General features: G+C 73.2%; 13 protein-coding genes. 8 read left to right on the forward strand and 5 right to left on the reverse strand.

The annotated features are described in order from the left end of the window. The first annotated feature begins 39 nt into the window (after window positions 1-39). The 3 genes from DY218_RS27420 to DY218_RS27430 all read left to right on the forward strand — a co-directional run bounded on the left by DY218_RS27420 (window position 40) and on the right by DY218_RS27430 (window position 4,405). Window positions 40-1,884 carry an ABC transporter permease subunit gene (locus DY218_RS27420; protein ID WP_128558845.1) on the forward strand — a complete coding sequence of 615 codons (1,845 nt, stop codon included), beginning with the start codon at window positions 40-42 and terminating at the stop codon, window positions 1,882-1,884. Next, the gene (locus tag DY218_RS27425) at window positions 1,881-3,197 is read left to right on the forward strand and encodes an MDR family MFS transporter (RefSeq protein ID WP_128558835.1); all 1,317 of its coding nucleotides are present in this window, start codon (window positions 1,881-1,883) and stop codon (window positions 3,195-3,197) included. Before DY218_RS27420 ends, DY218_RS27425 begins: the two co-directional genes overlap by 4 nt. Before the next feature lie 161 nt (window positions 3,198-3,358). After that, window positions 3,359-4,405, forward strand: coding sequence for a LacI family DNA-binding transcriptional regulator (locus DY218_RS27430; RefSeq protein ID WP_128558836.1), 1,047 nt, complete (start codon window positions 3,359-3,361; stop codon window positions 4,403-4,405). Window positions 4,406-4,428: 23 nt separating this feature from the next. On the opposite strand, the gene DY218_RS27435 is transcribed toward DY218_RS27430, so the two are convergent. Genes DY218_RS27435 through DY218_RS27445 form a run of 3 tightly spaced genes read right to left on the reverse strand, consistent with a single transcriptional unit; the run spans window position 4,429 to window position 7,921 of the window. Next, on the reverse strand, window positions 4,429-5,127 hold the full coding sequence (locus DY218_RS27435) for a sulfite exporter TauE/SafE family protein (protein ID WP_128558846.1): 699 nt from the start codon (window positions 5,125-5,127) through the stop codon (window positions 4,429-4,431). An 8-nt stretch (window positions 5,128-5,135) separates the two neighbouring features. After that, window positions 5,136-6,548 carry an amidohydrolase family protein gene (locus DY218_RS27440; RefSeq protein WP_128558837.1) on the reverse strand — a complete coding sequence of 471 codons (1,413 nt, stop codon included), beginning with the start codon at window positions 6,546-6,548 and terminating at the stop codon, window positions 5,136-5,138. Beyond that, the gene (locus DY218_RS27445) at window positions 6,545-7,921 is read right to left on the reverse strand and encodes a uracil-xanthine permease family protein (protein WP_128558847.1); all 1,377 of its coding nucleotides are present in this window, start codon (window positions 7,919-7,921) and stop codon (window positions 6,545-6,547) included. Before DY218_RS27445 ends, DY218_RS27440 begins: the two co-directional genes overlap by 4 nt. A gap of 339 nt (window positions 7,922-8,260) precedes the next feature. On the opposite strand from DY218_RS27445, the gene DY218_RS27450 reads away from it, so the two are divergent. Beyond that, window positions 8,261-8,545, forward strand: coding sequence for a hypothetical protein (locus DY218_RS27450; RefSeq protein WP_128558838.1), 285 nt, complete (start codon window positions 8,261-8,263; stop codon window positions 8,543-8,545). A gap of 135 nt (window positions 8,546-8,680) precedes the next feature. Here DY218_RS27450 and DY218_RS27455 read toward each other — a convergent pair whose 3' ends face one another. Continuing rightward, a complete protein-coding gene (locus DY218_RS27455) occupies window positions 8,681-9,088 on the reverse strand; it encodes a rodlin (RefSeq protein WP_128558839.1) in 408 nt (135 codons plus the stop codon). Between the two features lie 62 nt (window positions 9,089-9,150). Further along, entirely contained in the window at window positions 9,151-9,561 is a 411-nt protein-coding gene (locus DY218_RS27460; RefSeq protein WP_128558840.1) for a rodlin, read from the reverse strand. Between the two features lie 316 nt (window positions 9,562-9,877). Between DY218_RS27460 and DY218_RS27465 the strand changes: the two genes are divergently transcribed. The 4 genes from DY218_RS27465 (at window position 9,878) to DY218_RS27480 (ending at window position 11,806) form a co-directional block, all read left to right on the forward strand. Then, on the forward strand, window positions 9,878-10,288 hold the full coding sequence (locus DY218_RS27465) for a rodlin (protein ID WP_128558841.1): 411 nt from the start codon (window positions 9,878-9,880) through the stop codon (window positions 10,286-10,288). 303 nt (window positions 10,289-10,591) lie between these two features. Continuing rightward, on the forward strand, window positions 10,592-10,831 hold the full coding sequence (locus DY218_RS27470) for a chaplin (RefSeq protein ID WP_128558842.1): 240 nt from the start codon (window positions 10,592-10,594) through the stop codon (window positions 10,829-10,831). Between the two features lie 127 nt (window positions 10,832-10,958). Then, the gene (locus DY218_RS27475) at window positions 10,959-11,240 is read left to right on the forward strand and encodes a hypothetical protein (protein WP_128558843.1); all 282 of its coding nucleotides are present in this window, start codon (window positions 10,959-10,961) and stop codon (window positions 11,238-11,240) included. A gap of 65 nt (window positions 11,241-11,305) precedes the next feature. Further along, window positions 11,306-11,806 (forward strand): DUF5949 family protein, encoded by a 501-nt coding sequence (locus DY218_RS27480; protein WP_128558844.1) that lies wholly within the window; start codon window positions 11,306-11,308, stop codon window positions 11,804-11,806. Window positions 11,807-11,983 lie beyond the last annotated feature (177 nt).

Below are 11,983 nucleotides of genomic sequence, written 5' to 3' on the forward strand. Positions count from 1 at the left end.
CGCCGCGCCCCCGCGGGCCGTCCCGCGCCCGCGAAGCTCCTGCGCGGCGCCTGGCCCGCGGCGCTCTGGCGCACCCTGCTCGCCGCCGCCCTCGTGTGCGGCATCGGGCTGCTGCCGTGGCTGTCGCGTACCGACCCCGCGCTGACCGTACTCAGAGCGCGGGCCGCCGACCGCACCCCCACCCCCGAGGTCATCGCCGCCGTACGGGACGAACTCGGCCTGGCCGACGGGCCGTTGCACCTTCTCGGGCACTGGGCGGGCGGACTGCTGCACGGCGACGCCGGCCGGTCCTGGATCTCCGGTGACCCCGTCCTGCCGTCCGTGGCGCAGGCACTCGGCGTCTCCCTGCTCCTGGTGGGCGGCGCCCTGGTCGTCGCCGGACTCACCGCGGCCGCCCTCTGCGCCCGCACCCTGTACCTGTGCGCCCACCGCCGCACCGCGCGGCGGCGCCCGCGGGGCAGCGTCGGGGCGATGGCCGCCGCACTGCCCGAGTTCCTGATCGCATCCGTGCTCGCCGCCGTCGTCGGCGTACAGCTCGGCTGGCTGCCGGCGCTCGGCTGGTACGGACCCGCCTGGATGGTGCTGCCCGCGCTGTCCCTCGGGCTGCCCGCCGGCGCGCTGCTCGGACGCCTCCTCGACGATCTGCTGCCGGGCGCGTTCGCCGAACCCTGGGCGCGCGCCGCCGCCGCGCGCGGCATCCCCGCGGGCACGATCGCGCGGCACGCGCTGCGCCGCTGCCTGCCCGGCGTGCTGCCGAACCTGGGCCTCTTCCTGGTCGGCCTGACCGGCGGCGCGGTCGCCGTGGAGCAGATCTTCGACATCCCCGGACTCGGCCGCACCGCGCTCGAGTCGGCCGTCGCCCAGGACCTGCCCGTACTCCAGACCAGCGCACTCGCCCTGGTCGTACTCGCCGCGGCCGCCGCCTGGCTCACCCGGCTCGCGGCCCGCAGGGCGGCCGGGCCCGCGCTGCGCGACGGCGCACTGCAGTCCCTGCACCCCGCGCGGTCAAGGACGCCGAGCCGGCTCCCGCTCCTGTACGGCGGGCTGCTCGCGGCCGTCGTCGCGCTCGGTCTCCTACGGGATCCGCTGGCCGTGGACACCGGGGCACGGCTCGCCGCGCCCTCCGGCGCGCATCCGTTCGGCACCGACGCGCTCGGCCGCGACGTCCTCGCGCGGATCGCGCACGGCGCCCTCGACACCCTGGCGATCGCCCTCGCCATCAGCGCGTTCGCCCTGCTCACCGGAGTGCTGCTCGGTCTCGTGCCGCGCTTCTCCGGACCGCTCGTCGACACCCTGAACGCCGTACCTCCGGTACTCGCCGGACTCCTCGTCGCCGGCGCTGCGGGCAGCGGCGCGGCCACGCCCGCGCTCGCCGTGGCCGCCGTCGCCTGGACCCCGCTCGCCGCCCACACCTCGGCCCTGCTGCGGCAGGAACGCGCCACCCTGCACCTCGCGGCGACCCGCAGCCTCGGGGCCGGCCCCGGCCATCTGCTCCGCCGCCACCTGCTGCCGGCCGTCGCCGGACCCGTCACCCGGCACGCCCTGCTCCGACTGCCCGGCGTCGCCCTGGCGCTCGCCGCGCTCGGCTTCCTCGGCATCGGCGCCCAGCCCCCGTCCCCCGAGTGGGGCCGGCTGCTCGCCGAGAACCAGCCCTATGTGGAGCGCGCCCCCTGGTCCGTACTCGCACCGGCCGCCGTGCTCGCCCTGCTCGGCGCGCTCGCCGTCACCGCGAGCCACGGGGTGCGGCTGCCGTGGCGGAAGCGCGGGCGCCCGGCTGCGGCCGCCGCGCCGGGCGGACTCCCGTACGAAAAGGGGGAGTTCCCGCACGACGCCGCGGACATCGAGTCCGGCACACCGCACCCGGACGCGGCGGTGCTGCGATGACCACCCGGCCCGCGCCACCCGTCCGATCCGCCCGCGCACCCGGCGGCTTCGCCGCCACCTGGCGCACCCTCACCCCACTCCTGCGCCTCCTGATCCTCACCCAACTCGCCTTCAACATCGGCTTCTTCGCCGTCCTGCCGTACCTCGCCGAGCACCTCGGCACCGCCATCGGGATGGCCGGCTGGACGGTCGGGCTCGTGCTCGGCCTGCGCACCTTCAGCCAGCAGGGGCTGTTCGTCGTCGGCGGCGCGCTCACCGACCGGTACGGGGTGCGGCCGGTGGTCCTGACCGGCTGTGTGCTGCGGATCGCCGGCTTCGCCTGGCTCGGGTACGCGGAGGCCACGTACGCGGTGATCGCGGCCGTACTCCTGATCGGGGTGGCCGCCGCGCTGTTCTCGCCCGCCGTCGAGTCCGAGGTGGCCCGGCAGTCGGTGGCCTGGGAGCAGGCCGGCCACGGCCCGCGCACCCGGGTGCTCGCCCTGCTCACGGTGGCCGGCCAGGCCGGCGCCTTCCTGGGGCCGCTGCTCGGGGCGCTGCTGCTGCCCTTCGACTTCCGCACCGTGTGCCTGGCCGGCGCGGGGGTGTTCGTGCTCGTACTCGCCGGGCACGGGTGGCTGCTGCCGCAACACATCCCCGGCCGCACCCGAGTCCCGGTGCGCGGCGGCACCGGCGCACTGCTCCGCAACCGCCGCTTCCTCGCGGTCTGCGCGGCGTACGGCGCCTACCTCCTCGCGTACAACCAGCTCTATCTCGCCCTGCCCGCCGAGGTCACCCGCGCGACCGGCTCCCAGTCGGCCCTCGCCTGGCTGTTCGCGCTCTCCTCCCTCCTCGTGGTGGCGACCCAGCTGCCGGTCACCCGCTGGGCCGCCGAACGGCTCGACCTGCGCCGCTCGATGGCGGCGGGACTCGTCCTGGTCTCCGCGGGCTTCGCGGTGGTGGCGGCCGCACAGCCGGCCGCCTTGACGGGCGTCCCGGGCCTGCTCCCGGCCGCCGGCTTCGTCGTACTCCTCACCGCCGGCCAGATGCTGCTCGCCCCCGCGGCCCGCGCATGGGTCCCGGACCTCGCCCCCGACGGCCGCCTCGGCCTCTACACCGGCGCGATGTCCTCGATCTCCGGCCTGATGGTCCTCGCCGGCAGCGCCGCCACCGGCGCCCTCCTCGACACCGGGCTGCCACCCTGGGCTCCTTGGCTCATCCTGGCGTCCCTCCCCCTCCTCGCCATCCCACTGCTGCCTCACCAGCGGACAACAGGCCCGCAGTATTCAGCCCGTCCGGCGATCGAGGACAAAGGCCCGCCTGGCCTGGGCCGGTAAAACCCCCGGCCCGGGCGCGGCAACGGACCTCAAGCACCGCAGAGAACCATCACCCCCGAGCCCCCCCCTCGTCCCCGGACGACTGATCGGCGAAGATGGGCCCGGCCGGGCCCTCGTACCGACCGGCACCTGAACCCCCACAGCGGAGGAGCGCCCCGCAGATGTCCACCCCGGGAACCGGGCCGCGCCCCCCGACGATCGCCGATGTGGCCCGCGTCGCCGGTGTCTCCCGTACGACCGTGTCCCATGCGCTCAACGACCGCGGCAAGGTCGACCCGAGGACGCGCGAACGCATCAAGGAGGTCGCGGGTGAACTCGGCTACCGGCCCAATCTCCGCGCCCAGCGGCTCCGCCGCGGCCAGGCCCGCGTGATCGCGCTCGCCTCCTCGATGCCGTTCGCCGTGGCCGGCGGGCCCTCCCGGCTCGGCTTCTACATGGATGTGGCCGCCGCCGCGGCCGAGCGCGCCCTGGTGCACGAGTACGCCCTGGTCCTCGTACCGCCCGTGCAGTCCGCGTCCGCACTGCACTCCGTGGACATCGACGGCGCGATCGTGGTCGAACCGGACGCCCGGGACGCGGCCGTGGCACAGCTGCGCGAGCGCGGACTGCCGTACGTGGCGCTCGGCCGGCCCGCCGACGACGGCACCGACTGCCCCTACGTCGACCTGCGCGGCGACCTCGCGGCCGAGCTGCTCCTGCGGCATCTGTACGAACAGGGCGCCGAGCGGCCGGCGTTGCTCATCGCCGCCGGCGCCCGGCACTCCTCGGTCGACGCCCGTGCGGTGTACGAGCGGCTGGCGGCGGAACACGGCCGGCCCCCGGTCGTACGCACCGCCCAGGAGGACGGCGGCGAACAGGCCGGCTACCGCAGCTGCGCGGAGCTGCTCGCCGAACACCCCACGACGGACGCGGTGTTCGCCCTGGTCGACGCCTTCGCGGTGGGCGCGGTACAGGCGATCAAGGACAGCGGGCGGCGGGTGCCCGAGGACGTCATGGTCGTCACCCGCTACGACGGACTGCGGGCACGGACCTGCAGCCCGCCGCTGACCGCCGTCGACCTGCACCTCGACCAGGCCTCGGCCGCCGCGGTGGAGCTGCTCCTGGACCGGCTGCGCGGAGACACCGCCGCCACCCCGCACCGGGTCGCGGCCCCCGAACCGGAGTTGGTGGCCCGGGAGTCCTCCCGAGCGCGGCCGCCCTCCGCCTGAACACCCCGTACACGCCGGCCCGTTCACACTCCGAGCATCAGCACCACCCCGGACACCAGCGCGAAGCCGAGCACGAAGAGCCGCATCCGGCGGGCGTCCAGGCGGTGATGGACGAGGCGGCTCAGCCACGCCCCGGCCGCGATCAGCGGCAGCGCGGCCACCGCCCGGCCCAGATCGGCCACCGCTCCCTGCCCGGTCGCGAACAGCAGCGCGAGCGAGGCGATCTCACCGACCAGGAAGCAGAGCGCGACCGTGGAGCGGAGCACGGCCGGCGGGCTGTGCTGGTAGACGAGCGCGAGCGGCGGGCCGCCCACGCCGGTGGCGGTCTCGGTCAGCCCGGTGACCACACCCGCGCCGAGATACGCGCCACGGCCGGGCGCGAACGCCGGCGCGAGCAGACTCACCACCGCCGCGAGCACCGTGGCGAGCCCCACGAACAGCGCGAGCCCGCTCTCCGGAATGACCCAGAGCAGCGCGAGCCCGCCGGGCGTCGCCACGATCCGCGCCGCCGAGATCCATCCGGCCCCGCGCAGATCGAGCGAACTCCGCTCCCGCCAGGCCACATACGCGTTCAGCGGGATCATCGAGGCGAGCAGAAAGCCCGGCAGCAGACCGGGGTCGATCAGGCCCGCGACGGGCGCGACGATCAGGGCGTAGCCGAAGCCGCTGCCGCCCTGCACGAACGCCGCGACACCGACCGTCACCGCGAGCACCACCAGCATCGCCGCACTCACCGGGCGGCGCCCCGGCCGCTCGCCGCGGCGACCGACGACGTGGGATGCGTACGGACCACCGGGGCGCGCCCCACCACCTCGCGGGACAGCTCGACCGCGCGCCGCACCAGCGCGTCCGCGTCGAAGCCGGTGGGGCGGCCGTGCCAGATGCGCGGCCGGCCCGCGACGTACACCGCGTCGATCTGGTCGCGGTTGCCGCGGCGCACCAACTCCCAGGGCAGGTCCCAGGAGAGCGCCAGCTCGGGGGTGTCGACGTCGACGAGCAGGAAGTCGGCCGCGAGGCCGGGAGCGACACGGCCGGTGACGGCGCCGAGCCCAGTGACGTCCGCGCCGCCGCGCACGGCGTGGTCGAGCCAGGTCCAGCCGGCCCCGCAGGAGGAGTCGCCCACCGCGTTGCCGTGCGCGAGGCGCTGTGCGAACTCGGCGGCCTCGGCGAGCCGGAAGCCGTCGCCGCGGGTGCCGTCGGTGCCGAGGCCGAAGCGGATGCCGCGCTCGGCCATCGCGGCGGCGGGGGCGACCGCGTTGCCCTTCCAGGCGCTCGCCACCGGGTTGTAGCTGATGGCGGTCCCGGTGTCCGCGAGCAGCGTCAGCTCGCTCGGGGTGAGCAATGTGGCGTGTGCGGCCAGGAGTTGGGGCCCGAGCGCGCCGACCCGCGCCAGGTGCTCCAGGGGCCGCAGCCCATGCCGTACGAGGGAACGCTCGACCGCCGCCAGATGCTCGTTCACATGCATCTGCACCACGGTGCCGGAATCGGCGGCGAGCCGGGCCGTCGCGGCCAGAGTGGTCTCGGTGGCGGCCTCCGGGATGGACACCGCGAGCGTGGGATGCACCAGCGGCTCGCCCGCGTAGCGCGCCAGGTGCTTCTCGGCGGCGCGCAGCACCTCGTCCGGGGTGCGGTCCCCGGCGCCTCCCGCCCCGACGTCGTTGCAGATCAGTCCCAGTACGCAGCGGATACCGGCATCGCGGGCCGCATCCGCGAGCACGTCCACGTCGACATCGGCCCGGGTGCCGGCATCGGCCACCGTGGTGAACCCGCCGCGCAGCGACTCCAGGGCCGCCAACTGCGCGGACACATACGCCGATTCGGCATCCAGGGCACCCTCCAGCGGCACCCACACCCGGCGGAAGATCTCCGAGGGCTCGCCGAACGCGAGCGCCGCGCCGAAGGACTGGGTGAGGTGGTGGTGGGCGTCCACGAACCCCGGCATCAGCAGATGCCCGGGCAACTCGACCGGCGTGAGCTGCGGACGCTCCCGGCGTATCTCCTCGGCCGGACCCACGGCGCGGAACTCCCCGCCCTCGACGACGACCGCGTACGCGGTCATCAGGCCCTCGGGCAGCAGGACTCGGCCGGGCTCCAGGAGCAACGGGCCGGTGGTGGAGCGGAGTCGGGTGGGCAGCTGGGTCATCGGTCGCTTTCCTGGTTCTGGCTCTGGTTCCGGTTCCTGCTCGGTGCTTCGCCGGAGCGGAGGCGGGCCACGACGGCCGGCCTGACGTGGTGGAAGAGGATGTTGAGTACGACTGCGGTCAGCGCGCCGATCGCGACACCGCTGTCGAGCAGGATCCGCGCGTTCGCCGGGAAGCCGTCGTACACGCCGGGGATCAGGATCGGCAGCAGCCCGAGCGCGATCGCCACCGCGCAGATGAACGTGTTGGCGTGGTCGGAGAGATCGCAGCGGGCGAGCATCTGCACCCCGAGCACGGTGATCACGGCGAAGACCACCATGGCCGTACCGCCGACGACCGCGGCCGGGATCGCGCCGATGGCGCGGGTGACCGGCGCCAGGAAGCCGATGAGGATCAGCAGCACGCCGGCCGCCGCGGTCACATAGCGGCTGCGCACGCCGGTGACCCGGACGATCCCGATGTTCTCGCCGCTGGTCACCATCAGGGGCAGGCCGAATGCGCCGCCGATCAGGGAGGTCAGGGCGTCGCCGCGGACGGTGCGCGGGACGGCGACCCGGCGGTCGATCGACTTGCCGACGGCCTCCGCGTTGATCACGGTCTGGCCGGTCGCCTCGGCCATCGAGGCCAGGCTGTAGAGCAGCAGCGGTACGGCGGCCACCAGATTGAACTGCGGCGATCCGAACGGCATCACCTCCGGCAGGCTCACCGGCCCGCCCGCACCCGCGCCGGACAGCTCGAACTTCCCGAGACAGGCGGCCAGTACGGCCCCGGCCACGAGCCCCAGCAGCACGGCCACCTGCCGCAGTACGCCGGTGAACAGCAGGTAGAAGAGCACGGTGAAGCCGATCGTGGCCAGGCCGAGGAGCAGGTCCCCGCGGTCGGCGAAGCCCGGCTCGCCGGGCTGCCCGGTGACGAGCACCGCCCCCACCTTCACCAGGTTGACGCCGACGATCACGATCATCGTGCCGATCACCAGCTCGGGGAAGAACTTCAACAGCCTGGTGAAGACCGGCAGTACGACGAAGAGGAAGACCGCCGTGATCACCACGGCGCCGCTCGCCGTGCGCACCCCGTGCTGCTCGGCGATGGCCAGGAAGAGGATGAGCGGGGCGCCGCCGGGCAGCATCACGAACGGCAGCTTCGGGCCGAACTTCCACAGGCCGAGGGACTGGACGAGCGAGCCGACGCCGGAGAGCACGAAGGCGGCGGAGAGCAGCTTGACGGTCAGTCCCGCATCGAGGCCGAGCGTCGCGCTCATCAGGAAGATCGCGGATATCGGCGTCGCGGCCATCACCAGGACGTGCTGCACGCCGAAGAGCAGGATCCGGCCGAGCGGCCGTCTCTCGTCGACGGGGTGCGGGGGTGGGGCGGGCATGGCCGGGTCGCGGGTTTCGCTGTCCGGGATGTCGCCGGGTTCGCTCTCCGGCGAGGCGTACTGAGGACGGGACACGGTCGAGCTCCGTTCGGATCGGCTTGCTCGGTGCACATCTGCTTGCGGGTTCGGTGACGTGATCCGGCCCTGGACGGAGAGCCCAAATCGATTTGGCCAAATCGATTTGGCCGCCAGTATGCGGAGGCCTCGGAGTGACGTCAAGGCGGTAGTCGTCAAGGCGGTACGCGAGAAGCCGGGCGCACGCTCCGGCGGAGGCACCCCTACGGGTGGGCGTACGCGCGGAGCCGTTTCTCCGCCGGGGTCCGCCGCGTTCTGCAGGGCATGATTTCCACTCGACGCGCTCTCGCCGCCGTGGCCCTGGCCGCCGGCGCCTCCACCCTGGCGATGCCCGCCGCGAACGCCGCCGCGGCCCCCGGCCCGGAAGGCATCGAACTCTCCGCCAACGACACCATCGACTCCCTCGCCGCGGCCGGCGTGCCCGAGGAGGACCGCGGTCAACTGCCCACGGTGTCCGAGCAGTTGGGCGGACTGAACCGGCTGAACGAGCTGCACCAGCTGACCGACCAGGCCGCGCCCGTGACGGGGCTCCTGCCGTCGATCGCCTGAGGCGGCCGAACAACGCGAAACACGCATGAAGGAGGGGCAGTCGGCCGAGCCGACCGCCCCTCCTTCATATGCCGCACCCGCCCACTCGGGAACGGCGTCCGAGCCCCGGCGCCCCGGGGCCGGACCGTCTCGATGTCAGCCGTTGCCGGCGCCGTTCCCGGACAGGACCGGGATGTCGTCGAGGACGTGGCTGAGCGGCTCGTCGCCCTTGGCCTGCGTCGAGTTCTCGGCGCACTGCTGGTTCTGCGGCGCCGACAGGACGGAGACGTCCTGGACGGAGACGGGGACCAGGCCGACCAGCGAGCCGACGTTGCCCTTGACAGGCAGGCCGACACACGGCTTGTTCAGGGAGCCCTGGACGAGGCCGAGCTGGGGGCTCAGGTCGCCCGCCGTGGCGGAGTTGCCGTAGCTCTGGCTGGAGCCGTTGCCGCTGAGCGACGTGGTGCCGGTGTCGTCACCGATGGCGAGGGCCTGCGGAGCGGCCATGGCCGAGATGCCGGCGACGGAGGCGGCGACTGCGGCGGTTGCCCACAGCTTCTTCATGTGTGTTCCCTTCGGGGAGCGGACCGTGCACCGCCGGACGGCGGCGCACCGGGGCGCTCTGCTCAGTGGTTGGCGGTGCCGTTGCCGGAGAGAACCGGGATGTCGCTGAGGATGTGCGACAGCGGCTCGTCACCCTTGGCCTGCGTCGAGTTCTCGGTGCACTGCTGGTTCTGCGGAGCCGACAGGACCGGGATGTCCTGGACGGAGACCGGGACGACACCGACGAGGGAGCCGACGTTGGCTTTGGCGGGCAGACCGATGCAGGGCTTGTTCAGGGAGCCCTGGATGAGCGCCATCTGGGGGCTCATGTCGCCGTACGTGGCGGAGTTGCCGTAGGACTGCTCCGCGTTGTTGCCACTGCTGGACGTCGTCCCGCCGTCGTTGCCGATCGCCAGGGCCTGCGGGGCCGCGGCGGCGGAGACACCGACGACGGAGGCGGCGACCGCGGCGGCCGCCATGACCTTCTTCATCATGAGCAATTCCCTTCTCGTGGCCCCCGTCCGGGAGCGTTCTGACCAACTCCCGGCGCCAGGTGTAGTTGCACGAGTTCACTCTGAAGGGTCACGCGAGCGATTGTTCCGCGAAATTCCCCGAACTGTCCGGGGGGATAATCCGATTCACTACCGCCGGGCGCCCGTGGATATCCCCGAACAGGGTCAATCCACGTACCGCGAACAGGGATTTCGCAGCCCGTGCGGGTGAAGCACCGCAACCAAACCCGCACCTCGCAGTTGTGCCGGGAGCAGTAACCGGAGCAGTAACCGGCGTCCGTCAGAAAAGGAACAAGAAATGCTCAAGAAGGCAATGGCCGCAGCAGCCGTCGCTGCTTCCGTGGTCGGCGTTTCGGCCGCGGCCGCGCCGCAGGCCCTGGCCATCGGCGACGACGGTGGCACGACGTCCGTCAGCGGCAACGGCTCGACCCAGGAGTACGGCAACTCCTCCACCGCGGGCGACATGAGCCCGCAGCTCGGCCTGGTCCAGGGCTCCCTGAACAAGCCCTGTGTCGGCCTGCCGGCCAAGGCCAACGTCGGCTCCCTCGTCGGCGTCGTCCCGGTCGCCGTCCAGGACATCCCGGTCCTCTCGGCTCCGCAGAACCAGCAGTGCACCGAGAACTCGACGCAGGCGAAGGGCGACGAGCCGCTCTCGCACATCCTCGACGACATCCCGGTCCTGTCCGGGAACGGCGTCGGCAACGGCTGATCGGCCACGCAGTAGCACCGGCTCGGGCCGCCTCGTTCGCGAGGCGGCCCGAGTGCTGTGTCTGCGGGCACCCGGTCGCCGAGACGCCCCGGCCGTCCAGGCACTCCGCCACTCGTACGGTCCCGTGCGGCGCCGGCCCGGGGTCGACCGCCGGAAGGCTCCCATCACCCGTTTCGGGACTTGACCGTACGGGCTGCCAGCTCCGTCACCCGATCGGGGGCGCAACTCACGCCGGTGTGTCCCGTTGATCCTCAAGCCGGGTACCCACTCGGCGTCGCACCGAACGACCTAGGAGTTTTCCCCATGTCGCGTACCGCGAGGGCCGTTGCCCTGTCCGCCGTTGCTGCCGCCGCTCTGGCGGGCAGCGCGGGTATCGCCTCCGCCGACAGTGGCGCGCAGGGCACCGCTGTCGGATCCCCCGGCGTGCTCTCGGGCAACCTGGTCCAGGTCCCCGTCCACGTCCCCGTCAACGCCTGTGGCAACACCGTCGACGTCATCGGCCTGCTGAACCCCGCGTTCGGCAACGCCTGCGTCAACAACTGAATCTCCGCCCGGCGGAGCTCTTCCACGGCCGTCCCCGTCCCGCGGGGGCGGCCGTTCCATCCCATCGGGCGGGTCCGTGGCCGCGTGCCGCGCCGCCCCGCCCCCGAGCACCGAGGACATCTCCCGTATGAAGTCTCTGAAGGCCGCAGCAGTCGTCGCCGGGTCGCTCGCGCTCGCCGGCACGGCCGCGCCCGCGTTCGCCGACGACCTCACCCCCTCCAGCCTGAACGGCGCCGTGGAGAGCCTGGACACCAGCACGCTCCTGGAGAGCCCGCCGGTGAACACCAACATGCTCGACACCGCCCGCTCGGGCTCGCTGCCGAACGCCCTGCAGGGCGCGGTCGACGACCTCGGCTCCGCGGGCGGCCAGGGCAAGGGCCTCATCGGCGGCCTTCCGGTCGGCGGCTGAATTCGTATCCCTCGGGCGAGTGACACGAGGGGAAGCAGCCGCAAATACCTCGCTACGCTTCCCCGGTGACATCGACTTCGAGTGAAAATCGACCTTTCCATCCCGCCGAACTGGGCACGCTCTCCGTCATTCCGTGGAGCGGCGAAGCACCCGGCACCGGCACGGAAACTCCCTTTCTCATGGCGTACTCGCTGGGGGACGGTCCGGGTGGCCGCGAGGGTACGGCCCTGGCGATCCGGACGGTTCTGGAGAATGCCGGAATTCCGGTGGGGACTTTCCAGGACGGCACCCAGCACCCCAATTTTCCGGTGCAGTTGCTCGTCGAGGGCGGCCAGGCCGTCGTCACCATGCCGCATCTCAAGGCACAGTGCCCGGTGCCGGCCGAGTGGCTGGACGCCGCCGACGCCTGTGGGCACGCGTACTTCGTGGTGACCACCCGCGCCTGGCCCGAGGCGGAGCCGGGGCGGCCCGTCACCGAGGAGGCCCTGACGCGGTTCGCCGGGGACGCCAACACCCTCGAGTACGCGGCACATTGCCTGGTTCCGGTACGCAAGCTGCGGTTCTGACACCGCCGTTGTGAAGACCGCAGGGAAGGAATGAGCATGGACACCCGCACTCCCCCGAGCCATCGCGCGCGGCGGGCCGCCGTGCCGCGCACCCGCGCTTCCCAGGACGTCTCGTCGGATGTGGGCGGGGGTGTGGGTGCCGGGCGTGGGCTCGGGGTGCTCCTTGTGGTGACGGGG

This window comes from Streptomyces triticagri (assembly GCF_003429565.1).
In the GTDB taxonomy this organism is placed as follows: Bacteria; Actinomycetota; Actinomycetes; order Streptomycetales; family Streptomycetaceae; genus Streptomyces; species Streptomyces triticagri.